Source organism: Desertivirga arenae (assembly GCF_017355785.1).
Lineage (GTDB): Bacteria > Bacteroidota > Bacteroidia > Sphingobacteriales > Sphingobacteriaceae > Desertivirga > Desertivirga arenae.
The window spans coordinates 100139-124272 of sequence record NZ_JAFEWE010000013.1 but is presented as its reverse complement, the minus strand read 5'-3'; the positions used below and the strand labels follow the sequence as shown (position 1 = coordinate 124272).

Genomic DNA, 24134 nt, shown 5'->3' with positions numbered 1-24134 from the left:
ATATCTATTTTTCGAAAATTTTTAGAGGATGCCTGATAAGAAGATTTTAATTCTTGATAATACTCAAATTCAACAAAAGATCACCCGTATGGCCTATCAGATATGGGAAGACAATCTGGAGGAAACCTCCATCGTGATTGCTGGAATTGCTGATTATGGGTATATTCTTGCAGAAAGGTTGAAGAAATCCATTGAGGATGTATCAGGAATTGAAGTATCCCTGATGAAGATAGAACTTAATAAATCTAGCTCTCACCTACAGGCCGAAACAGATATTGGAATAGAAGTGTGCTCGAATAAAGTAGTTATTCTTGTTGATGATGTGCTTAATAGCGGCCGCACTTTGGCCTATGGCTTAGGTGTATTCCTTGATATTCCTCTGAAGAAGTTACGAACGGCTGTTTTAGTAAATAGAAGTCACAGAATTTTCCCGGTAACTCCCGATTTTACCGGTCTTGAACTAGCTACCGTTATTAAAGAACATGTAGATGTTTTATTAAACGGCAATCAGGAGGATGCGGTTTATCTGCGTTGATATTCTTCCAACTTCGGAATAAAGTTTTCAGGGCTAATATTAATGCCTTCAACGATCATCGAAGCTTTGGTATAAAAGATGTCTCTTTCTGCAAGCTTGGACGCTATGAACCGTTCAAGATCTTCACCTTTTAATCCCTGAAGAACCGGCCTCTCATCTGTTGCACTTTCCAAACGACTGGCCAAAGCTTTGGCGGTAAGGGAAATATAAACGGTAATACCGTGCTCGTTCATCCACTGCATATTATCGAAAAAGCATGGTGCTCCACCGCCTGTAGCAATAACCGAATTTTCGGAATAAGTCCTGGTTTGCAGAATAGCTCTTTCTTTTTCACGGAAAGCGGTCTCGCCAAATTTCTCAAAATAATCAGGAATCGACATACCTACACTCTCTTCAACAGATTTGTCAAGGTCTACAAATTTGTAGCCTAACTTAGAAGCGAGTTTTTTCCCAAAGGTCGTCTTTCCACAACCCATAAATCCTACTAAAAATATTTTCAAAGTTTCTCTTGTCGTTTTAAAATAATATAATCTGTTACCGGAGGGGTAATTCCGGCTAACTTAAGTAGTGAAACTACCTGACCCCGGTGGTAGGAGGAATGATTTACCACGTGGAACAACACGTCGGACAACCTGCTTTCGAAGCTAACACCGGAAAAGTTGAAATATCTAATCTTTTCATTAAGATCTCTTTCCTTTAGCACCTTACTAAGTTCCTTTATATTTTCCAAGTGTAGTGAGAGCAATTGTTCCCTGGGCTGTTGCTGAAAGCGTTCAAATAAAGCCCCTTTTTTATTAATCCGGCTCAGCCAAATATGCTGAGAATTTAGAATATGAGAAAAGAGTCCTTCTGCTTTTGGCATTGTTCTATCAGTTGCCAATAGTACATCAATCATAATCTTATCAGCAACAGCTGTATAATTAATAAGATCTTCCAGCATAGAGATTAGTTCTGATGTCTGAAATATTGCTCCTCCAATTCCTGATAACTAGGCATTGTATGATAATGCCACTTGTTAATCACCATACCATCCTTCAGTAATAATAACCCGGGATTAGCTCTGACCATACTTTTCAAAGGCACAGCATCCGAATAAAATAATTCCATTGCCAACTTATTATTCTTTTTAAAGTTCTCGGCTGTTTCCACCGAGTTGGAGGTTAGCAATATAGTTCTGACATTGTAATTTTCAGCTGCGTTGATGGCCAGGGCATTAAGATCACCAATAGCCCTTTTGTTAGCAGCGTTTAGATTATATGCTACAATAACAAGATTATAATACGGGTTTTCCATCAACTCACTCGTATAATCTGTTCCCTGACTATCAGCAATCTTCAAGTCTTTTATAGGAGGCTCAAAGCCACGCTTGATAAGTTTCCTCCCCGGTTCTCCTTTGATCTCCCAATCAGCATCTTTCCACACCTCTGTCTTCATATACTCCTTATCTGTCATTTGCTTCGTCTCTTTCGTTCTCTTGTTCACCAAATTGTAGGTGATCTCAAACTCATCGACAGGAGCACCATCAGGAATCTTCATTGATTCGGGAATATTAGCTCCAACATGGTAGGGCAAAAAGTCTTTGACAGGAAGATAGTTATAAGTATACAACCCCATTGCAAAAGCAATAATTGTTATCATCCAAAGTACGCCGCTCTGAACTTTCTCTGATCTTAAAACCGGTTGAATCTTTTGGCGATTCAGAAAAATAAAGAGAATAAGGATTAAAAGGACCACATCTTTCGCAAATGACTGCCAGGGAGTGAGCTTGATGGCATCTCCAAAGCACCCACAAGTCCTGACAACGTCAAAAAAAGCAGCGTAGAAAGTCAGAAAGGTAAAAAAGACAATAGTTGTTAGTAGTCCCAAAGCAACCTGCCTACCTTTAATCCCTAGCAGTAACGCAGCCCCAAGTATGATCTCAATAGCGCATAAAGTAATCGATATAGTAACAGCGAGGGGGTTAAGGAAAGTGATATGGAAAACTTCAAAGAATTCTTCGAGCTTGTAGCTAAAGCCAAGCGGATCGTTTATTTTAATAAGGCCTGAAAAAATAAAAAGCAGCCCTACAAGAAGACTGGTTACCCGAAGTAATACGGGAGTTGGGGTCTTTTCACTAAAAGCGTTTTGGTAACTCATTATATTTTAAGTTTTTCAGGATTCGGGATAATTAAGTTTGATCAAGGCAAAAACAGAATAGTTCAGCATATCCTGGTAGTTAGCTTTAACTCCTTCCGAAACGATCGTTTCTCCTTGATTATCCTCAATCTGTTTAACTCGGAAGATCTTCATGAGAATAAGGTCAGTTAATGAACTTATACGCATATCACGCCAGGCTTCTCCATAATCGTGGTTCTTCGCAAACATTAGATCCCTTGTTTCTCTGACTTTAAGGTCGTAAAGTTTTTCAACTTCATCAACAACTATCTCCATAGGAGCAGACTCCTCTAATTCCAACTGAATCATGGCAATTATGGAATAGTTAATGATTCCTACATACTCCGGAATAATCCCCTCTCCTACCTTAGATACTTTTTTTTCCTCGAGAGTACGGATACGCTGGGCCTTGATAAAAATCTGATCAGTTATTGAACTTGGTCGAAGAATACGCCATGCTGTTCCGTAATCCTGCGTTTTCCTTATAAAAAGATCTTTACATGCATTTATTACTGCGTTGTATTCTTCTAATGTGTTAGTAGCCAAAACGTGTTTAATATTTGATTTAACGGGGGATAAACCCCTATTTTGCATTAATGAGCGATAAAAATACGATTATTCGGAAAAAGAAGACTATTAATGCGCGGGGAACCCTAATTGATTTTCTCCGTCCCAAAGTAATGGGTATTCTTAATATAACTCCAGATTCATTTTATTCTGGTAGCCGGGTGTCTTCAGTAGAAACAGCGATACAACGAACCGAAGAAATGCTGGAAGAGGGAGCAGATCTGATCGATATAGGAGCATATTCATCGCGACCAGGGGCGATAGACATCTCTATGGATGAGGAAAAAAAAAGGCTTATTCCTATTATCAAAGAAATTTCAAAGCGCTATCCCGCCGCCATAATTTCTATAGATACCTTTAGAGCCGAAGTGGCCAGGGCTGCTTTAGGTGAAGGAGGCCATATTATAAATGACATTTCCGGAGGGGAATTAGATCACAATATGTTTAAAACTGCTTCTGAGTTAAAAGCTCCCTATATTCTTATGCATATGCGGGGAACGCCACAGGATATGAAACAACATACGCATTATGAAAATATTTTTTCTGATATACTCCGCTATTTTTCATTAAAAACTATAAAGCTTAAAGAACTGGGAGTAAAAGACGTCATCCTGGATCCAGGATTTGGATTTGCTAAGACGATTGAACAAAACTTTCAACTACTAAATAGCTTTGAAAGATTTTCAATTCCTGGTATTCCAGTGCTTGCCGGGATTTCAAGAAAATCAATGATATGGAAAACTTTGAAAATTAAAAGTGAAGAAGCTTTAAATGGTACTACAATCTTAAATACCATTGCGCTTCAAAAGGGTGCAGATATTGTCCGAGTTCATGATGTGAAAGAAGCTGCTCAGGTTGTAAAATTACTTAGGGCACTAGAGACCGAATAAATCTTTTAAAGAATGCTGGAGAATCAAACAACCCATCATTTCAATTCAATAAAAAATGTTATTTTACAGAGTTATGGAGGGATTTGACCTTAGTTTCCTGCACTTGCGCCTATTAGACATCATAGACATTATAGTAGTAGCATTCATCATCTACTATATTTACAATCTAATAAGGGGAACAATTGCACTGAACATTCTTCTTGGTTTAATTATAATTTACCTTGTATATCTGGTTACCCTGCAGTTGAACATGCACCTCCTAAGTCACTTTCTAGGAGGATTTGTTGGTGTAGGGGTTTTAGCTGTAGTAGTAGTTTTTCAGCAGGAGATCCGGCGATTCCTTCTTCTTATTGGCAAAAATGCATTTATTCATCGTAACCGCCTTTGGAAAACATTCTTTGCAAGCAAACAAGAAGCAGCTAAAGACAACGAAATTTCGCTTAAACCAATTGTAGATGCATGTAAATATATGCAAGCGACACGGACCGGAGCACTTATCGTTTTTGCAAAATACTTTGATGAACAGTACTATCAAAATAGCGGGGAACAAATGGATGCTATCATTTCCAAACGCTTATTGGAAAGTATCTTCCAGAAAAATAGCCCATTGCACGACGGAGCTGTGGTAATATCTGATGGAAAAATAAGATGTGCCAGCTGTATTCTACCTCTTACTGATAACGAAAAATTACCACCGCACTTTGGTTTGCGACATAGAGCCGGTATCGGAATATCAGAAATGAGCGATGCCGTGGCTGTAATAGTTTCAGAGGAAACGGGAACTATCGCCTATGCCAAACAGGGAAGGGTCAAAATGAATCTCAACGCAGAAGATTTAGAGAAGCTCTTACTCGGAGATCTATAAGGTAGAACTACACCGATTCGTAATGGTTGCACCGATTATTTATGATTACACCGATGGTTATTATCCAACCTCGGTGTAATCACTAATTATCAGTGGTTCTATACTAACAGTATTGCTCGAAAGCTCCAATAAGGTTATCAGCGATCATCTGAGCAGGACGTCCTTCAATTTGATGACGTTCGATCATATGTACCAATTTCCCATCTTTAAATAAAGCCATAGATGGCGAAGATGGAGGGTAAGGTAACATAAAATCACGGGCGGCGTTTACAGCTTCCTTTTCCATACCAGCAAAAACAGTAACAAATTTGTCTGGATGTTTATCATTTTGAACAGCAGCTCGGGCAGCTGGACGTGCATTGGCAGCTGCACAGCCACATACAGAGTTTACCACTACAAATACGGTTCCCTGAGTGTTGATCGCCGCAGACACATCTTCAGGAGTCTTCAATTCCTCAAAACCAACTTTAGTAAGTTCTTCCCGCATTGGGGCAACTAAATATTCTGGATACATACTCTTTTATTTTCTATTGTATATTAAACGCAAAATTAGTGCTATTCAACTATACGTGAAAGTCTAAGGTATCAAGACTCTGTCACATTTATCTTGTTGTTTTAACGATATATGTAGTATCCTTACCACTTCTCTTCATACAATATATGTAGGTCGGAGAACCTGCAAATTGAGCGGAGTAGCGGTCCTCCCAATCTTTTAGCTCCTCCTCTGAGCCACAATTTTCCTCTTGATTCAGTGGAGCACCGATACGAAGCTCAGGATTTAAACTTTCGAGATTGTAAGCAATGCAATCCATGCAAACACTATTAGAAGACTTCTTACAGGATAGAAACAAGAATAGAATTGTGAGAAAAAGCAGGTTTTTATTCATAAAATAAGCCTATGACAAAGGTACGAACGTTAAGCCACAAAACTGCAAATCGATCTCAAGTAATACCCTAATTTTGTTGCTTTTAAAAAACAATAAATATTGAGTTTATTGATAAATTTGCAACCTCAACCATCTAGGTTACTGGCTTTTTTGAGCAACTAATAAATAAAATAACAACTATGTCATCAGTAGAGACAACTTATGTTCCTTACAAAGTTAAGGATATCTCACTTGCAGAGTGGGGACGCAAAGAGATTGAATTGGCGGAAGCTGAAATGCCTGGATTAATGGCATTACGTGCAGAATTCGGAGCGTCGCAACCTTTAAAAGGAGCTCGCATCGCTGGATGTTTGCACATGACCATTCAGACTGCTGTATTAATTGAAACACTAAAAGCTCTTGGAGCGGAAGTTACCTGGTCTTCATGTAACATCTTCTCCACGCAAGACCATGCTGCTGCAGCAATTGCTGCTGCAGGAATTCAGGTTTATGCATGGAAAGGCATGAATGCAGAGGAATTCGATTGGTGCATTGAGCAGACTTTATATTTCGGTGAAGACCGTCAGCCCTTGAATATGATTCTTGACGACGGGGGCGATTTAACGAATATGGTCTTTGATAAATATCCTGAACTAATTGCAGGCATCAAAGGTCTTTCTGAGGAAACTACTACAGGTGTTCACCGCCTGTACGAACGCATGAAGAACGGTACTCTTCACCTTCCGGCAATCAATGTAAACGACTCTGTTACCAAGTCAAAGTTTGATAATAAATACGGTTGTCGCGAATCATTGGTAGATGCAATTCGTCGTGCTACCGACGTAATGATGGCAGGTAAAGTTGCTGTTGTTGCTGGTTATGGAGATGTAGGTAAAGGTTCTGCTGATTCATTGCGTAATGCAGGTGTTCGTGTTATCGTGACTGAAATTGATCCTATTTGCGCTCTTCAGGCTGCCATGGAAGGTTTCGAAGTAAAGAAATTTGCAACAGCAGTTAAAGAAGCCGACATCATTGTTACTGCTACTGGAAATTGCGATATCGTTCGCGCAGAGCATTTCCATTCCATGAAGGACAAAGCTATCGTTTGTAACATTGGACATTTTGACAATGAAATTGACATGGCCTGGTTAAATGGAACTTATGGAAATACAAAGATCGAGATCAAGCCTCAGGTAGACAAATATACCATTGATGGCAAAGACATTATTGTATTAGCTGAAGGCCGCTTGGTTAACCTTGGCTGTGCAACGGGTCACCCTTCTTTCGTAATGTCAAATTCGTTTACAAATCAAACTCTTGCTCAATTAGAGCTGTGGACAAACACCGATAAATACGAGAACAAGGTGTACACTCTTCCTAAGCATCTGGATGAAAAAGTAGCACGTCTTCACCTGGCGAAAATAGGTGTTGAACTGGATGTATTGGATAACCATCAGGCAGAATACATTGGAGTTGAGGTTCAGGGTCCATTTAAACCTGAGCATTACAGATATTAATATTAGTGTCAATAAAGAGAAAACCTCGACCAAAAGTCGGGGTTTTCTTATTTTTATACCATGACTAAGCTATCAGTAAACATCAACAAAATTGCTACACTAAGGAATTCACGGGGAGGCAACAATCCGGACGTAGTAAAAGCAGCTCTGGCATGCGAAAGGTTCGGAGCCCAGGGGATAACAGTTCACCCCCGGCCAGATGAGAGGCACATCCGGTATCAGGATGTTTATGATCTAAAAGCGGTCCTTACTACAGAATTTAACATTGAAGGAAATTGCCAGGAGCAGAAGTTCGTGAGTCTCGTTCTTGCTAATAAACCAACTCAGGTGACCTTGGTTCCGGATGCCCTAAATCAAATCACGTCAAATCATGGTTGGGATACCATTACACATCAGGATTATTTGAAAGACACAATCGCTCAATTCAAAGAAGCGGGAATACGAGTATCAATTTTTGTTGACCCGGATCCAAAGATGGTCGAAGCTGCAGCCGCAACAGGAACTGACCGGGTTGAGCTGTACACGGAAGCATATGCCCATAATTATCCTGCCAACAAAGAACAAGCGGTAGCTCCATACATTGAAGCCGCGAAAGTTGCTCAACAAGTGGGACTAGGACTAAATGCAGGTCACGATCTTGACTTACACAACTTAAAATACTTTGCTGTTAATATCCCTGGACTACTTGAAGTAAGTATAGGGCACGCATTAGTATCCGACGCTCTTTATCTTGGTCTTGAAAACGTTATTCCTATGTATCAGAGACGTTTGGGGAACTTGTAAGTCCTGTTGAAAACTTTACAGGTTATTAACTATTTAAAGCATTGACGAAATTGAAACTGGAGCCGCAAATATGTATTTTTGCGGCTTCTTTTATACCTCATATTCATGAACTTAAACATTGATTTTCAGGAGAGATTTCAAGATAGACATATCGCTCCAAGTTCGAAAGATACAGCAGCAATGCTGAAAGTTGTGGGAGCAGAATCTCTGGATCAACTGATAAATGAAACAGTACCATCTGAGATAAGATTAAAGACTCCGCTTAATCTTCCTGCACCTAAAAGTGAATATGACTACCTGAAACATCTCAAACAGGTTTCTCTTAAAAATAAAATATTTAAATCCTATATCGGGCAGGGATACTACGATACCGTAACACCTCCGGTAATACTCCGCAATATCTTCGAAAACCCTGGATGGTATACACAGTACACCCCTTACCAGGCAGAAATATCCCAGGGAAGGCTACAAGCACTTCTTAATTTCCAAACAATGGTTATAGATCTAACCGGGATGGAAATAGCGAATGCTTCATTATTAGATGAGGGTACTGCTGCGGCTGAAGCAATGTTTATGCAGTATAGTCTCCGTAAAAACAAGCAGGCCAATACGTTCTTCGTATCAGAAGAGCTTTTTCCGCAAACTATAGACATTTTAAAAACAAGGTCTACTCCTTACGGAATCAACCTTGTTATTGGCAGTCATGAAACTGTTGATTTAACTGAGGATATGTTTGGGGCAATTGTCCAGTATCCTGTAGGAAATGGAGCAGTTTACAACTACAAGGAATTTGCAGAAAAGGCTCACGAAAAAGGCATAAAACTTACGGTTGTTGCTGATATTTTAAGCTTAACCCTACTTACTCCTCCCGGAGAATGGGGTGCAGATATTGTTGTAGGAAACACGCAACGCTTTGGTGTTCCAATCGGTTTTGGAGGCCCTCATGCTGCCTACTTCGCTACGAAAGAAGAATACAAGCGATCTATGCCTGGGAGAATTATTGGCGTTACAGTTGATTCTTCAGGTAATTATGCTCTAAGGATGGCTTTGCAAACTAGAGAGCAACATATCCGTAGAGACAAAGCAACTTCAAATATCTGTACAGCTCAGGCTTTACTAGCTATTATGGCTGGAATGTATGCCGCGTACCACGGGCGGGAAGGCTTAAAGCTGATTGCTCAAAGAGTTCACGGTTTAACTGTACTTCTTTCAAACGCACTGGAGGAATTAGGTTATAAACAAGAGAACAATAGTTTTTTTGATACAATCAAAATTAACGCCGGAGATCTTACAGGTGCTATCCATGCAGAGGCATTAAATAATGAAGTGAATCTGCACTATGAAGGTTCTTTCATTACAATTTCACTCGACGAAACTACACGTTTTGAGGATATTCAAACCATCATTGCCTTCTTTGCAAAAGTAAAAGGAAAGAACTTAAATGATGTAAACTTAAATTCATTAAAAGCTTCTGTCTCTGCAAGAATTCCGTCTGAGCTTATCCGAAGCTCTGAATTCCTGACTCACCCAATTTTCAATACGCACCATTCTGAGCATGAGATGTTGCGTTACATAAAATCTCTAGAAGCCAAAGATCTTTCTCTTTGCCATTCAATGATTCCTCTCGGTTCTTGTACCATGAAGTTGAATGCAACAACAGAAATGATCCCTGTGACTTGGACTCACTTCAGCAAGATCCATCCTTTTGCACCAATTGACCAGGTAGGCGGTTATATACAAGTGATTACTGAACTTAACGATTGGCTAAGTGAAATTACAGGTTTTGCCTCAATGAGCTTCCAACCAAATTCTGGAGCTCAAGGGGAGTATGCAGGATTAATGGTCATTCGGGCATTTCATATAGACAGAGGAGAGGGACACCGGAATGTTGCCCTTATTCCTGCTTCCGCACATGGCACTAACCCTGCTTCCGCGGCAATGGCAGGAATGAAAATCATAGTTGTGAAATGTGATGAAAACGGAAATATTGATGTAGAAGATCTTAAAGCAAGAGCGGAAGAGCATAAAAACAACCTTTCATGCCTAATGGTTACCTACCCTTCAACCCATGGAGTATTTGAAGAATCTATCATTGAAATATGCGAGATCATTCATAAAAATGGAGGACAGGTTTATATGGATGGAGCAAATATGAATGCCCAGGTGGGATTGACAAGTCCCGCAACCATTGGAGCTGATGTTTGTCACCTGAACCTTCATAAAACGTTTTGTATCCCGCATGGAGGCGGTGGTCCTGGAATGGGTCCTATTGGAGTTGCTAATCATTTAGTACCTTATCTACCAGGGCATCCTGTCGTAGATATTGAAAGAGGAAAGTCCATCCCCGCAGTTTCTGCTGCACCATGGGGCTCTGCCTCTATTCTTCTCATTTCACACGCTTACATTGCTATGATGGGAACAGAAGGATTAACAAATGCAACGCAATATGCAATTCTTAATGCGAACTATATTAAATCACGGTTAGAACAGCATTATCCCGTCCTCTATACTGGATCTAAAGGCCGGTGTGCACACGAAATGATATTGGACTGCAGAGCCTTTAAAACTGCTGGAATTGAAGTTGTGGATATTGCGAAAAGATTAATGGACTATGGTTTCCATGCTCCAACGGTCTCCTTCCCTGTACCAGGAACGTTAATGGTTGAGCCAACTGAGTCAGAACCAAAACATGAGCTAGATAAATTCTGTGATGCTCTCATTTCTATTCGAAAAGAAATCAAAGAAGTTGAAAGCGGGTTATCAGACAAAGTTCAGAATCCGTTGAAAAATGCACCCCATACTTTTGGTGTTGCAGTTTCTGATAATTGGGACAAGCTATACTCTCGCGAACAAGCTGCTTTCCCTCTCCCTTACGTTAAGGATAACAAGTTCTGGCCTTCCGTTGGCAGGGTCAATGACACCCATGGCGATCGTACTCTCATTTGCTCTTGCCCTCCATTGGAAGCTTATGCAGAAGACGCGTTTGTATAAAATTTGAAGGAAGGCTAATAAAAGATAAGGAAGCGCAGGTAGGTAAACCCTACCTGCGTTTTTTTTCAAGCTAACTTTGTAATGAATAACTAGCTTCCAATCATTAGTCTTACTAAAGCATCTACAAAAGATTCGTGTAATTCGTGTAATTCGTGTAATTCGTGTAATTCGTGTTTAATAAAAAAATCCCGCCAGGAAAACCTGACGGGATCTATTTCGGTGAATTTAAAATCTCCAGCTACTTAAACCTTGATCTCAACTTCAACTCCACTTGGCAATTCAAGTTTCATAAGTGCATCTACAGTTTTTGAGTTAGAGCTGTAGATATCCAACAATCTCTTGTAAGAGCATAATTGGAACTGCTCACGAGCTTTCTTGTTTACGTGCGGAGAACGTAATACTGTAAAGATTTTTTTCTCAGTTGGAAGAGGGATAGGTCCACTAACAACAGCACCTGTAGGTTTTACAGTTTTTACGATCTTATCAGCTGATTTATCAACCAGGTTGTAATCGTAAGATTTTAATTTGATTCTAATTCTTTGGCTCATTTTTATTTTAGTTAAACCGGAAGTAAGAGCTATTTATTACGACCAGCAATTTATTATTCTTATTACGATTTCACTGATTTTTGGAATGACTACACCGATCTAGTAAATCAAATCGGTGTAATCATCTTTATAATCTGTGTAATCCCAACTACTACGCGCTAACAGACTTACCTTTAGCTTTCGCTACAACTTCGTCTTGTACGTTTTTAGGAGCTGGTTCATAGTGATCGAACTCCATTGTAGAAGTAGCACGTCCTGAAGTGATGGTACGTAACTGAGTTACATAACCGAACATTTCAGATAGAGGAACCAATGCTTTGATAACTTGTGAACCATTACGACTGTCCATACCTAAAAGTTGGCCACGACGACGGTTCATGTCACCAATTACATCACCCATATTCTCTTCAGGAGTAAGGATCTCAATCTTCATTATTGGCTCCATCAATACAGGCTTACATTTAGGCAATGCCTCGCGGTAAGCCATACGTGCAGCAAGTTCAAAGGATAATGAGTCTGAATCGACAGCGTGGAATGATCCGTCAACTAAGCGAACTTTAAGATCAGGAAGAGGGAATCCTGCTAATACACCATTAGCCATGGCTGCAGCAAAACCTTTTTCAACTGAAGGAATAAATTCGCGAGGAATAGAACCACCAGAAATCTCGTTTACGAATTGTAATCCGCCTTTTTCGAAGTCTGGGTCAATCGGAGATATGACAACTTGAATATCAGCAAATTTACCACGACCACCAGATTGCTTTTTGTATGTTTCACGGTGTTGAGTAGAGCCTGTGATCGCTTCTTTGTAAGCAACCTGAGGAGCTCCCTGATTCACCTCAACTTTAAATTCACGACGTAAGCGGTCAATAAGGATATCTAAGTGTAGCTCTCCCATTCCTGAAATTACAGTTTGACCAGTGTCCTCGTCAGTTTGTACACGGAATGTAGGATCCTCTTCAGCTAATTTACCTAGAGCCATACCTAATTTATCAATATCAGCCTGAGTTTTAGGCTCAATCGCTAAACCGATAACAGGTTCAGGGAATACCATTGATTCAAGAACAATTGGGTTCTTTTCTTCGCAAAGAGTATCTCCTGTTTTAATATCTTTAAAGCCAACTACTGCAGCAATATCTCCAGCTCCAACATTAGGGATAGGATTTTGCTTGTTCGCATGCATTTGGAAGATACGAGAAATACGTTCTTTATTATTTGAACGGGTATTGTATACGTAAGAACCAGCTTCAAGATTACCAGAGTAAACGCGAATAAAACACAAACGACCAACAAAGGGGTCAGTTGCAATTTTAAATGCTAACGCTGCAAAAGGCTCTTGTTCTGATGGCTTCAAAGTGATTTCAACACCAGTATCAGGGTTAGTACCAGTCACTCCCTCTGAATCAAGAGGTGAGGGTAATAACTCCATTACGTAATCCAACATTGTTTGTACACCCTTATTTTTGAAAGAGGATCCACAAACCATAGGAACTATTTTAGCATCAAGAACAGCTGCACGTAAAGCGTCAAGAATTTCACGCTCTGTAATTGAATTAGGATCGTCAAAGAATTTCTCCATCAACGTTTCATCATAATCAGCTACAGATTCCAACAATTTCTCTCTCCACTCAGCAACCTCATCGAGCATATCTTCTGGAATTGGCACTTCAGTAAAGGTCATTCCTTTATCATGCTCATTCCAAACAATACCACGGTTGTTGATCAGGTCAACTACACCTTTAAAAGCATCCTCAGAACCAATTGGCAACTGTAAAGGAACTGCATTGCTTCCAAGCATATCCTTAACCTGCTTAACAACCTTTAAGAAGTCAGCACCAGAACGGTCCATTTTGTTAACGAAACCGATACGGGCAACGTTATAGTTGTTAGCTAAACGCCAGTTAGTTTCAGATTGAGGTTCAACACCGTCAACCGCAGAAAATAGGAATACTAATCCATCAAGGACACGAAGAGAACGGTTTACCTCTACGGTAAAATCCACGTGCCCTGGCGTATCGATAATATTGATGTGATAGTTTTGATTCCTGTATTTCCAGTTAACTGTAGTAGCAGCTGAAGTAATGGTAATACCACGCTCCTGCTCTTGCGCCATCCAGTCCATCGTTGCAGCACCTTCGTGTACTTCACCGATCTTGTGGCTAACACCTGCGTAATAAAGGATACGCTCAGTTGTGGTAGTTTTACCAGCATCGATGTGAGCAGCAATACCGATATTTCTTGTATATTTTAAGTCTCTTGCCATTTGTTTTATGATTTCTCTGACTTTAAACGATTACACCGATTATGCTAACGTACAATCGGTGTAATCATTATTAATCTGTGTAATCTACTTTAACTAGAAGCGGAAGTGTGAAAACGCCTTGTTTGCCTCAGCCATTTTGTGAGTATCTTCTTTTTTCTTCACAGCGGCACCTTCACCTTTAGAAGCAGAGATAATTTCACCAGCTAATTTTTCCATCATAGTCTTTTCACCACGACGACGCGCATAAAGGATCAACCATTTCATTCCTAAAGCAATTTTACGCTCAGGACGAACTTCAGTTGGAACCTGGAAGTTTGCACCACCTACACGACGAGATTTAACTTCAACAGCAGGCATTACGTTATTCAACGCCTTTTTCCATGCATCTAAACCACTTTCGTTGGTTTTCTTCTCTACTAGCTCAACAGCATCATAGAAAATTGCATAAGCAGTTGATTTCTTTCCGTCGTACATCATGTTGTTCACAAAACGTGTAACTTGAACGTCGTTGAACTTAGGATCAGGAAGGATAATTCGTTTTTTTGGTTTTGACTTTCTCATTTCTTAATCCTCCTTATTTCTTTTTACCTTTTGCAGGTGCCGCTGCCGGTTGACCTGGTTTAGGACGTTTAGTACCATATTTAGAACGACGCTGATTTCTTCCGTTTACACCTGAAGTATCTAAAGCACCACGAATGATGTGATAACGCACACCTGGTAAGTCTTTAACACGACCACCACGGATTAACACGATCGAGTGTTCCTGCAAGTTGTGTCCTTCTCCAGGGATGTATGCGTTAACCTCTTTGCCGTTTGTTAAACGTACACGGGCAACTTTACGCATTGCTGAGTTTGGTTTCTTAGGTGTAGTGGTGTATACACGAGTACACACGCCTCTTCGCTGTGGACAGCTGTCCAACGCTGGAGATTTACTCTTATCCTCCAGAGCTACTCTACCTTTCCTAACTAATTGTTGAATAGTAGGCATTTACTGCTGTTATTTGTTTATAAAATTAACTAATCGTTTTTCCCAAAAAATGGGAACGCAAAAGTAGGGAACTTAAATTTGATTATCAAGCGGTTAATGGAAATTTAATAGAATGTTTTTTTATCTCCCACTATGCTACCCGAGGAAAGATGCAATTGAGATACTCCATTCACTTCAACGATCCCGAAAATCCGACCTTAGGAAATTAGGGGTTATTCCAAACCGGGCTTTAAATAACCTTCCGAAAGAGCTTGGACAATCGAAACCAGACCGATAAGTTATTTCATTAAAAGTAAGGTTTGTAGATAAGATCTGCTCCCTGGCAAATTCCAGTCGTCTGTTAATTAGATATTGGTGTATACTTATCCCAAAAGCGGCTTTAAAATACCGCATCATAAGATTTTCAGAAAGGAAACAAGCCCTCGATACATCTTTGATGGATAAATTCTCTGTGTAAAAAGACTCTACAAAATCCCTGGCCATGTATAGCCTTTTTATAATCTCAAGCTTTGTAGATCTTTTTAATGCATCAACTTTACAAAGTTTTCCAGCCAACTCTGCTTGATGCAAACAAATGATTCGATGAAGAACTTTCCGCAACTCCTCATCTATTGGTAGATGTTCCCTCCCTCCAGTTGCCTCCAAATAGTTTTTGAAAGCGGCAACCTCATAAACAAGGTTCTCATCCAATGGGATTAGAGTTTGAAAAAAAGCGAGCTCTTTACTTTCTGAAAAAACATTGAAAGGGTTATCCAGCAGCTTTTCATCTTTTAGGATCACATCGTCAACGCTGGCGGCTACAAAAGTCGGATTAAAGTAGATAGCAAAAGAATTAACCCAACCATCTGACTCTATCCAGCTGGCATGCTCCTGTCCTTCATTAACAATAAGAAAATTTGATTTGCTTACCGACAGTTGTCTTCGGTCTAGCTCATAAAACTCGTTGCCGGAAAAGGCAAACTTTAAAGATAAATTTTCTGCATGAAATGGAAAATAACATTGTTTAAATCGGGTATTCAATATGATGTTGTCTTTCTTATTCTCTTCATGCAACTTGTCTATAATCTCTACAGACGCATTGTGATACTTTTCGGCAATAGCTTGGATATACATATCAAATCAGCTTAAAATAACAGCCTTTTGATAGAAAATTCAATGAGATAGGTCAACAATGTTCTTGACCTGTCTCAAATTTCACCGTCTTTAAAATTGGTGTTTTTCGCATATCCGGAAAATTATTTCATCCAGATATTTATGCAGGCTCAACGAAACAACGATGTTCCCCAACTGCGTAAATTGCTGGACAAGGACGTCCGTATTCTTACTCCGGGGAAGCTTGGAGAAATTGAAATTTCAAAAGGAGAATATCTAAGCTTTTTACAGCAAGTTGGCAAATTAGATCAGGATTGTTATCCTCAATATGAAATTGTCAAACTTACTCCCAATACAGCCGAAGTGAATATTGATTTTGCCTATCCCGACTTCGTTGCAAAGCATTCTTTAACAATGGTAAAAAAAGGCGATGATTGGAAGATAATACAATTAAGAAAACTTATTGAAACTGAACCTGCACCTGTTACAGTTATGCAACAATAAACATCTCTGATTCAGCACTGAGGTATCCTATTGCCTCAGTGCTGATATCTTAAGCCGATTAAATCGGCTTCATTCCTTCAAATCCTTTGGGAACGTCCCTCTCTTAAGGCCTTACCTGTCTTATCCATGCTAACTCCAAAGAAATTAAAGTAGCTGCCAGCTTCGTCCCTTGGAATGGCTCTCTCTATAATATTAATTGTTTTAATAGTGGAAGGCACGCGTTCAAAATGAACTTTAAAGATAAACTTGCCCTCATCTCCTTTTAATGATTTCTTTTGAGGCGACAGGGGTATCCCTTCGGCTTTAATAAATTTGTACATCTGATCTCCCTCGGCATTTTGTAAATAGATTGATTTACTTAATGCTATCCAACCTTCAGCTGTCTGCATATGTTCAAAGGTAATAATTGTCGATTTTGGTGTCTGTTCAATTCGGGTAATTGTAGTAGTTTGATCGTCGCTCGTTTTGTAATATGGATTTTCAAAAACCTGAGAATAAGAACTTCCCACACTTAAAAAAACAATAAAAATGGCAATAAAAAATACTTTCATACGCTCTACTGTTAATACAGCAAAATTATTTTTCCAAAGTATACTTCACAAGCCCTTCATCTCGTAACTTTATCGCAGAACCTTTTACCTTTCACCTATTATAAAAACCAGACCTTTTTATATCTGAGTATGGAAAAAAATCACCAGCTTGAAATAGCCAGAAACTTTGTGCTTTACACTGACAAAAACATTTTTTTAACCGGCAAGGCAGGTACTGGGAAAACTACATTCCTCCGCAGCTTGAAAGAAGATTGCCCTAAACGTATGGCAATCGTGGCGCCAACAGGAGTTGCGGCAATCAACGCGGGCGGAGTTACTATACACTCTCTATTTCAAATGCCCTTTGGACCTTACCTGGCCGAAAGTGTTTCAGGCAATACTGATGACATTTCCAGAAACCGGAAATTCAACAAAGAGAAGATCAACCTGATTCAAAGCCTCGACCTTCTGGTAATAGACGAGATCAGTATGGTGAGGGCTGATCTACTTGACGGTATTGACGAGGTTTTACGCAGATATAAAAATAAATCCAAGCCGTTCGGCGGAATACAATTATTGATGATAGGCGACCTGCATCAGCTTTCACCCGTAATAAAGGAAGAGGATTGGAGAATTTTAAAGCCTTACTATCCTAACCTCTATTTCTTCAGCAGTAAAGCACTCCAACAAAGTGCTCCCGCCTGTATCGAGCTCAAGCATATTTATCGACAATCAGATACTCATTTCATAGATATTCTGAATAAAGTTAGGGAAAATAGAATTGACCAGCAGCTATTAACACAACTAAATGAACGGCACATCGCCGACTTCAAGCCTGACGAAGATGAAGGTTACATTACCCTAACCACTCATAACAATTCAGCAGTCAATATAAATAATACAAAGCTTAAAGAACTTGACGGCAGATCCAGCACTTTCAAGGCAATCGTCACAGGTGACTTTCCAGAGTTCAGTTATCCAACAGAATCAGATCTGGAGCTCAAAGTTGGAGCACAAGTTATGTTTGTAAAAAACGATGGATCAAGAGATAAGCTGTATTATAACGGAAAGATTGGAAAAATTACACGGATTGAAAGTGAACGAATTTTTGTTCGCTGTCCTAAAGAGTTCTATGATATTGAAGTAACAGCAATTCAATGGGATAATCTCAAATATGAACTCAATCCAGAGACTAAAGAAGTTGCAGAAAAAATAATCGGAACATTTATTCAGGTTCCACTCAAACTTGCATGGGCTATCACTATCCATAAAAGTCAGGGCTTAACTTTTGAAAAGGCCATCATTGATGCAGCATCCTCCTTTGCCCATGGGCAGGTGTACGTTGCCCTTAGTCGTTGTAAAACTTTCGAAGGGATGGTATTGAGCTCTCCTATCAAATTGAATAGTGTAAAAACAGATGGAACAATTGCAACTTACACTCAACAGGCAGAAAGAAATGCCCCGGGAGAGGAGCAACTGATTGCTGCCAAAGCTTCATTTCAGCGAAATATTCTGTCAGAACTATTCGACTTTAAAACACTGCAGTCTAGATTATTTTACTGTCTGAAGCAAGCCCAGGAACATGATAACTTGCTTCCCAAAGCTAACCTTGAATTTCTTGAAAGCATGAAATTGCAGGCCGAAAAAGAAATTTATACAGTCGCAGAAACATTTAAAAGAGAGATTGCAAGGCTCGATACATCAACAAACCTACCTGAAGAGAACGTTATTTTACAAGAGCGAGTGAAGAAAGCTTCTTCCTATTTTTTCGAAAAACTTTATCAAAACTTTTTCGAAAGATTGAAAACAATATCACTCGACACAGATAATAAAGCCGTCAACAAAACTCTTACCGAAGCAAAAGATAATTTGAGGAAAGAGGTAATTGTGAAACTTGCTACCTTAAATGTATGCGGATCAGGACTAAATACGATAGCCTACTTAAGAGCAAAAGCTGACGCAGAAATAGACTTTCAGGCAACAGAAAAGGGTTCTGAAACTAAGTCAACAACGGCACCGGCAAGTATTTCTAACGGAGAGCTCTATGAACTTTTGAAGAAGTGGAGAGATAACCTCGCAAAAAAGCACAATACAGCTGTTTACCTTATCCTTCCTTCCAAAGTATTACTTGAGCTTGTTTCCTCTTTGCCCGAAAATATATCAGAGATGGAAAAGATCAAGGGAATCGGAAAGCAAAAAGTAAAGCAATACGGACAACAAATCCTGCAGATTATAAACACTTACTGCAACGAGAATGATATTAAAAGATCCTCTCCCCGCAAGCCGGAAGATAAAGAAAAGATCAGTACTGACACAAAAAGACAAAGTCTGGAACTCTTTAAAGCAGGAAAACAACTTAGCGAAATAGCAGAAGAACGAAATTTAACAGCTGGAACTATTGAGGGACACCTTACCCATTATATTGGAACAGGCGAATTAGACCTTTTTGATCTAGTTCCAAAAAATAAAGCTCAACAAATAATAGAAACTATTGAGACACACAGACTAAGATCTTTAAACGAAATAAAAACACTTCTGGGAGACGAAGTTACTTTCGGGGAAATAAAGGCAGTATTAAAGCATTTAGGATCAATTGAAGCAGCAGAAACAGGGTCTGGAGAATTATTTTAAAAAAGCATCTTCTTCATACAGAAAGCTTTTGCCCTCGCTTTCCCATTCGAACTTCAATTTCCATTGTCCTACAGACAAGCCTGAAAGTGGAATACTAACATCTTTAGACCTGCCACTATTTATAGGATAGCTTCTATTTTGATTTGCATCCTCAATATTTACCAGGGTTACCTTACCTTTTGCAGGCTGCACAAAATCCATACTGATGCCATCCGCATCAAATCTAACATTAGGCTCCGACTTATCGACATTGATATGCTTCGAGTTAAAATCCTGCTCGTATATAAAAGGACCCGAATTGACGAAATCAATATCGGTCAAACCAGTACTGTTAACAATAATAATACGAGCGGTATATGCTAAAACAACTGCCATACACAGCCCTGATAGTAATACCACCAAAGAAGCGCGTTTCATTCAAATGAACATTGTCGCAACTCAATTACACAGGAGCAGGGGCACTGTTGCTTTGTTTTTTACGCTATACGCATAGAAAGGTTACGGATATTCCGACTATTCGTTGATTTTATTTATCAATGCGGGAAAACATTTTCCCAATATCTCCGTACCTCCAGAATGGATAGGATCAGAATAGAAGTGAAAAAAAATAGCGAACTCATGAATTTTGAAGTAGTAGACTATGTTCACCACGAACATGAACACTGTAAATTTGAGGTATTTAAAGAAGAGAAGCTGGTGGCAAGCTTCGAACCAGATCAATACGGATTTCTTCATATCTGTAAAAATCCGGGAGAATTAGACCGGGAACTATTACAGGAACTCGCCGAAAAAATAGAAAGGTATAATCTTTCAGGGAATTAAATGGTTAATCCCAAATTGCATTAGCCTCAGTCAAAATCACAGGCACACCATCGGTGACCAAAATAGTATGCTCATGCTGTGCTACAAAACTTCCGTCTTTTGTTTCCATTGTCCAACCATCAGCATTTTCATAAGCATAGGTAGCTCTTGTAGAAATAAAGGTCTCAATTGCCACGACAGAATTCTTACGAAAGCGGTTTTTATTTAAAGGATCAGGGTAGCATAAAATATCATGAGGCTCTTCATGTAAGCTCCTTCCAATTCCATGTCCCGCCAGGTTTTTAATAACAGTAAGACCTCTCTTTTTAGCTTCTGCCTCAATCAATCGTCCAATATCAGAGATTTTTACGCCTCCTTTGATTTGATGGATCGCTTGGTACAGAATGTCTTTTGAAGCCTCAACTAAAGAGGACAGGTGATTAACATCTTCGCCGAGAATAAAAGATCCTCCATTATCGGAGAAAAACCCGTCAAGCTCAGCAGAAACATCAATATTAACGAGATCACCATCTTTGAGGATTTTTGTGTCTGAAGGAATACCATGCGCTACCTCATTATTGATGCTGATACACGTATAGCCAGGAAAACCGTAGGTGACATTGGGCGCAGACTTTGCACCGTATTCCTTGAGCAGCTCCCCCCCATACTCATCCAACTCGAGGGTAGACATGCCTGGTTTTGCGAATTCTCTCATCATGCGTAAGGTATTAGCCACAGCCTCACTTACCTTTTTTATCGCAATCAAATCACTTTCTGACTCTATTGACATAGTACTTATTTAAAGCTTAAAAGGAATTAGCGAAGATAAAGTTTATCTAATAAATCGTTTGTAACCAGGTCTTATGATAAGAAATAAAGAAGCTTAAAATTGCCTGACTATACCCTAACTATTTCGGTAAACTTATTTTTGTAGTTTTGCTGCCCAACAAAATTTAAGCAGCAGTTGATATTCTATGTGGGAGAAACTTTCAAAATTCGTTCTTTCTAATCGTTTAACCGTATTCCTCATCTTCCTTGGAATTTCTGTATTGATGGGATGGCAGGCTAGCAAGGTTCAATTATCATTCTCGGGTAGCAAAGTTCTTCCACTTACAGATAGTGCATTTAGTACTTACAATCAGTTTAAAGCCAGGTTTGGAGAGGACGGCAGCATTTTAGTTCTTGGCGTTCAGTCTCCCAAGATGAATGATTTTCGAACATTCAACGATTGGAGGGACCTTACTAAGGATATCCAACAATTGCATGGGATTCAGCAAACTCTTTCCATCGGAAATCTTTTTGAATTAAAAAAAGACACGCTAGCCCAGAAATTCCGTCTTGAGCCGCTTACTAAAGAGCCTCTTAAATCTCATGCCGAGATGGTGGCATTCAAAAAGAAACTATATAATCAAAGTTTTTACGATGGATTAATTTTTAATAGCAAGAATAATGCGTCTTTGATGGCAATAACCTTTGACAGGAAGGTTTTGAACTCAAAAGAACGTATTCCAGTAATCAACGCTATTGTTGCAAAGAGCCAAGCCTTCAGTAAGAAACACAACATTAGCCTTCATTATTCAGGCTTGCCTTATATCCGGACCGTAATCAGCAAAAAAGTCTCTCAGGAATTCGCATTATTCCTTGGCCTTTCTATTCTGGTGGCAGCCCTGATACTACTTATATTCTTTAGGTCCTTTTATGCCGTGATATTTCCTGTCCTTGTTGTAATAGCCGGAGTTGTCTGGAGTCTTGGAATACTAGTTCTGTTTAAATACGACATTACTTTACTTACAGGATTAATCCCTCCGCTTATTGTTGTCATTGGCATTCCAAATAGCATCCTTTTATTGAACAAATATCATAGCGAATACAGGAAACACCAGGATAAACTACAAGCACTTCGTACTGTCATTTCCCGGGTTGCCATTACCACTTTCGTTGCAAACCTTACCACGGCTATCGGATTTGGGGTTCTGTATATCACTAAGAGTGAACTACTCATGCAATTTGGTATTGTAGCATCAATAAGCGTTCTCACTACCTGGCTTATGTCTTTATGCTTAATTCCAATTATCTTCAGCTATCTTCCTCCTCCAGACTTAAAACATGTAAAGCATCTGGATACTCCTTTCCTTACAAAATTGCTGAAATTAGTAGATCACCTCGTTCATAACAGGAGAAATTGGGTTTACCTAACTACCGTCTTACTGCTTATCATCTCCATATATGGTATTTCTAAAATCAATATTAATGGATACATTGTAGATGACCTCCCTCAAAATGACCCTGTTTACCGTGATCTCAAATTCTTCGATACTAATTTTGAAGGAGTAATGCCGTTTGAAGTGAGTGTCGACACCAGGAGGAAAAATGGGGTTATGAAAATGCCGGTAGTAAATAAAATAGAGAGACTTCAGCAAATGATCGCCTCTTATCCTGAGTTTTCAAGACCAATTTCTCTTATTGAAGTTCTGAAATTCTCTTCGCAAGCCTTCTACGAGGGTAATAAAGATTTTTACAGGGTTCCGTCCGACTTTGAGATGAACTTTATCCTTAACTATGCTGCTCATTCAGGTGGCAATGGAAATCTTCTAAAGAGCTTTGTAGATAAAAACAGGCAGGTAACAAGGGTCAGTTTTCAAATGGCCGATGTCGGTTCTAAAAGAATGAACGAGTTGATCAATGAGATTAAACCTCGAATTGATTCTATATTAAATCCGGAACGCTATACCGTTGACGTCACTGGAACGAGTATTATTTATGTCAAAGGAACTAACTATCTGGTAGAAAACCTTAGAGATAGCTTGCTGATCGCTGTTGGCTTAATAGCAATCCTAATGTGGATCTTATTTAGGGGGGTACGAATGATTCTTATCTCTCTTATTCCAAACATCATCCCGCTTGTTATCACTGCAGGAATCATGGGTTTTAGCGGAATTCCTCTAAAGCCCTCAACTATCCTTATTTACAGCATCGCCTTTGGAATAGCCTCAGATCAAACCATTTACTTTCTAACACGGTACCGCCATGAAATGAAGGTCTCTGATCACAGTATTTCAAAACTTGTCTCTGATACCATTGCTGAAACAGGTATCAGTATGATCTATGTTGCCTTGATACTCTTTTTCGGATTTGGCATTTTTACAGCTTCTACATTTGGCGGAACGGTTGCTTTAGGAATATTACTATCCATAACCCTAATGGTTGCCTTGATTTCAAATCTTACGCTTCTGCCAGCTTTACTATTAAGCCTTGAAAAAAGATTGGCTAAGAATAAAAGTCAGCACCTGGCTAAGAATGAATAGTCACCTTTCAATCTAAGAATCAGGAAGCCGGAGATACTTTCTTCGGCTTTTTTAATTCCAATCGAAATCTCTTTCTTTTTTCTTTCACTTCTGCTCGTTCTTCTATTAGCCCTTGAGCTTCCACCTTTCTCATAAAGCTATACAAGATAAGAATGAATCCAAGACCGAACAGGATAACCCCAGCAATCATAAGCCAGCCGTAATGGCGTTGATTGTGTTCCATCATTAGATAACCGGCAACATTGAGAGCAATCCCCGCCACCAGCGAAAGCAAGCCTCTTTTCAAAAATCTATTCATAAAAAC

General features: G+C 39.4%; 25 protein-coding genes. 10 read left to right on the top strand and 15 right to left on the bottom strand.

Annotation, left to right across the window (positions count from 1 at the left end):
- Positions 1-28 precede the first annotated feature (28 nt).
- Complete coding sequence (locus J4N24_RS20055) at positions 29-535, top strand: phosphoribosyltransferase family protein (protein ID WP_207535513.1); 507 nt, start codon at positions 29-31, stop codon at positions 533-535.
- Here the strand turns inward: J4N24_RS20055 and J4N24_RS20050 are convergent.
- Genes J4N24_RS20050 through J4N24_RS20035 form a run of 4 tightly spaced genes read right to left on the bottom strand, consistent with a single transcriptional unit; the run spans position 523 to position 3235 of the window.
- Positions 523-1035, bottom strand: a complete 513-nt coding sequence (locus J4N24_RS20050; RefSeq protein ID WP_242691747.1) for a shikimate kinase — start codon at positions 1033-1035, stop codon at positions 523-525. The genes J4N24_RS20055 and J4N24_RS20050 overlap by 13 nt on opposite strands.
- Positions 1032-1475: a DinB family protein gene (locus tag J4N24_RS20045; RefSeq protein WP_207535512.1), complete on the bottom strand. Its 444-nt coding sequence runs from the start codon at positions 1473-1475 to the stop codon at positions 1032-1034. Before J4N24_RS20045 ends, J4N24_RS20050 begins: the two co-directional genes overlap by 4 nt.
- Before the next feature lie 5 nt (positions 1476-1480).
- Positions 1481-2671: a BT_3928 family protein gene (locus J4N24_RS20040; protein ID WP_207535511.1), complete on the bottom strand. Its 1191-nt coding sequence runs from the start codon at positions 2669-2671 to the stop codon at positions 1481-1483.
- A 15-nt stretch (positions 2672-2686) separates the two neighbouring features.
- Complete coding sequence (locus J4N24_RS20035; RefSeq protein WP_242691746.1) at positions 2687-3235, bottom strand: DUF1599 domain-containing protein; 549 nt, start codon at positions 3233-3235, stop codon at positions 2687-2689.
- 50 nt (positions 3236-3285) lie between these two features.
- Here J4N24_RS20035 and folP point away from each other — a divergent pair, with 50 nt between their 5' ends.
- Together folP and cdaA are read left to right on the top strand one after the other, a co-directional pair.
- Positions 3286-4146: a dihydropteroate synthase gene (folP, locus tag J4N24_RS20030; protein ID WP_207535509.1), complete on the top strand. Its 861-nt coding sequence runs from the start codon at positions 3286-3288 to the stop codon at positions 4144-4146.
- Between the two features lie 73 nt (positions 4147-4219).
- Positions 4220-5011 carry a diadenylate cyclase CdaA gene (gene cdaA, locus J4N24_RS20025; RefSeq protein WP_207535561.1) on the top strand — a complete coding sequence of 264 codons (792 nt, stop codon included), beginning with the start codon at positions 4220-4222 and terminating at the stop codon, positions 5009-5011.
- A 103-nt stretch (positions 5012-5114) separates the two neighbouring features.
- On the opposite strand, the gene J4N24_RS20020 is transcribed toward cdaA, so the two are convergent.
- Together J4N24_RS20020 and J4N24_RS20015 are read right to left on the bottom strand one after the other, a co-directional pair.
- Positions 5115-5525, bottom strand: coding sequence for a BrxA/BrxB family bacilliredoxin (locus J4N24_RS20020; protein ID WP_207535508.1), 411 nt, complete (start codon positions 5523-5525; stop codon positions 5115-5117).
- A gap of 88 nt (positions 5526-5613) precedes the next feature.
- Positions 5614-5823: a hypothetical protein gene (locus J4N24_RS20015; protein ID WP_207535507.1), complete on the bottom strand. Its 210-nt coding sequence runs from the start codon at positions 5821-5823 to the stop codon at positions 5614-5616.
- Positions 5824-6077: 254 nt separating this feature from the next.
- Here J4N24_RS20015 and ahcY point away from each other — a divergent pair, with 254 nt between their 5' ends.
- The 3 genes from ahcY (at position 6078) to gcvP (ending at position 11168) form a co-directional block, all read left to right on the top strand.
- Positions 6078-7394 (top strand): adenosylhomocysteinase, encoded by a 1317-nt coding sequence (gene ahcY / locus J4N24_RS20010; RefSeq protein WP_207535506.1) that lies wholly within the window; start codon positions 6078-6080, stop codon positions 7392-7394.
- 60 nt (positions 7395-7454) lie between these two features.
- On the top strand, positions 7455-8177 hold the full coding sequence (locus J4N24_RS20005) for a pyridoxine 5'-phosphate synthase (RefSeq protein WP_207535505.1): 723 nt from the start codon (positions 7455-7457) through the stop codon (positions 8175-8177).
- Positions 8178-8282: 105 nt separating this feature from the next.
- Entirely contained in the window at positions 8283-11168 is a 2886-nt protein-coding gene (gene gcvP, locus J4N24_RS20000; RefSeq protein WP_207535504.1) for an aminomethyl-transferring glycine dehydrogenase, read from the top strand.
- A 242-nt stretch (positions 11169-11410) separates the two neighbouring features.
- Here the strand turns inward: gcvP and rpsJ are convergent, their stop codons facing one another.
- From rpsJ to J4N24_RS19975, 5 genes are all read right to left on the bottom strand, one after another.
- Positions 11411-11716: a 30S ribosomal protein S10 gene (rpsJ, locus tag J4N24_RS19995; protein WP_207424092.1), complete on the bottom strand. Its 306-nt coding sequence runs from the start codon at positions 11714-11716 to the stop codon at positions 11411-11413.
- Between the two features lie 151 nt (positions 11717-11867).
- The gene (fusA, locus tag J4N24_RS19990) at positions 11868-13979 is read right to left on the bottom strand and encodes an elongation factor G (protein ID WP_207535503.1); all 2112 of its coding nucleotides are present in this window, start codon (positions 13977-13979) and stop codon (positions 11868-11870) included.
- Positions 13980-14072: 93 nt separating this feature from the next.
- Positions 14073-14540 carry a 30S ribosomal protein S7 gene (gene rpsG / locus J4N24_RS19985; RefSeq protein WP_207535502.1) on the bottom strand — a complete coding sequence of 156 codons (468 nt, stop codon included), beginning with the start codon at positions 14538-14540 and terminating at the stop codon, positions 14073-14075.
- A gap of 13 nt (positions 14541-14553) precedes the next feature.
- Positions 14554-14967, bottom strand: a complete 414-nt coding sequence (gene rpsL, locus J4N24_RS19980) for a 30S ribosomal protein S12 (RefSeq protein ID WP_207424095.1) — start codon at positions 14965-14967, stop codon at positions 14554-14556.
- Positions 14968-15141: 174 nt separating this feature from the next.
- Entirely contained in the window at positions 15142-16080 is a 939-nt protein-coding gene (locus tag J4N24_RS19975; protein WP_207535501.1) for a helix-turn-helix transcriptional regulator, read from the bottom strand.
- A 99-nt stretch (positions 16081-16179) separates the two neighbouring features.
- Between J4N24_RS19975 and J4N24_RS19970 the strand changes: the two genes are divergently transcribed.
- Positions 16180-16563 carry a nuclear transport factor 2 family protein gene (locus J4N24_RS19970; protein WP_369806246.1) on the top strand — a complete coding sequence of 128 codons (384 nt, stop codon included), beginning with the start codon at positions 16180-16182 and terminating at the stop codon, positions 16561-16563.
- A 77-nt stretch (positions 16564-16640) separates the two neighbouring features.
- Here the strand turns inward: J4N24_RS19970 and J4N24_RS19965 are convergent, their stop codons facing one another.
- Entirely contained in the window at positions 16641-17114 is a 474-nt protein-coding gene (locus J4N24_RS19965; protein ID WP_207535499.1) for a hypothetical protein, read from the bottom strand.
- 129 nt (positions 17115-17243) lie between these two features.
- Between J4N24_RS19965 and J4N24_RS19960 the strand changes: the two genes are divergently transcribed.
- Complete coding sequence (locus tag J4N24_RS19960) at positions 17244-19724, top strand: helix-turn-helix domain-containing protein (protein ID WP_207535498.1); 2481 nt, start codon at positions 17244-17246, stop codon at positions 19722-19724.
- Here the strand turns inward: J4N24_RS19960 and J4N24_RS19955 are convergent.
- A complete protein-coding gene (locus J4N24_RS19955; RefSeq protein ID WP_207535497.1) occupies positions 19716-20099 on the bottom strand; it encodes a hypothetical protein in 384 nt (127 codons plus the stop codon). The two genes, J4N24_RS19960 and J4N24_RS19955, sit on opposite strands and share 9 nt — an antisense overlap.
- Positions 20100-20342: 243 nt before the next feature.
- Here J4N24_RS19955 and J4N24_RS19950 point away from each other — a divergent pair, with 243 nt between their 5' ends.
- Positions 20343-20546, top strand: a complete 204-nt coding sequence (locus tag J4N24_RS19950; protein WP_207535496.1) for a hypothetical protein — start codon at positions 20343-20345, stop codon at positions 20544-20546.
- 4 nt (positions 20547-20550) lie between these two features.
- Here the strand turns inward: J4N24_RS19950 and map are convergent, their stop codons facing one another.
- Positions 20551-21315, bottom strand: a complete 765-nt coding sequence (map, locus tag J4N24_RS19945; RefSeq protein ID WP_207535495.1) for a type I methionyl aminopeptidase — start codon at positions 21313-21315, stop codon at positions 20551-20553.
- A 184-nt stretch (positions 21316-21499) separates the two neighbouring features.
- On the opposite strand from map, the gene J4N24_RS19940 reads away from it, so the two are divergent.
- On the top strand, positions 21500-23830 hold the full coding sequence (locus J4N24_RS19940; protein WP_207535494.1) for an efflux RND transporter permease subunit: 2331 nt from the start codon (positions 21500-21502) through the stop codon (positions 23828-23830).
- Between the two features lie 19 nt (positions 23831-23849).
- Here the strand turns inward: J4N24_RS19940 and J4N24_RS19935 are convergent, their stop codons facing one another.
- Positions 23850-24128, bottom strand: coding sequence for a hypothetical protein (locus J4N24_RS19935; protein ID WP_207535493.1), 279 nt, complete (start codon positions 24126-24128; stop codon positions 23850-23852).
- Positions 24129-24134 lie beyond the last annotated feature (6 nt).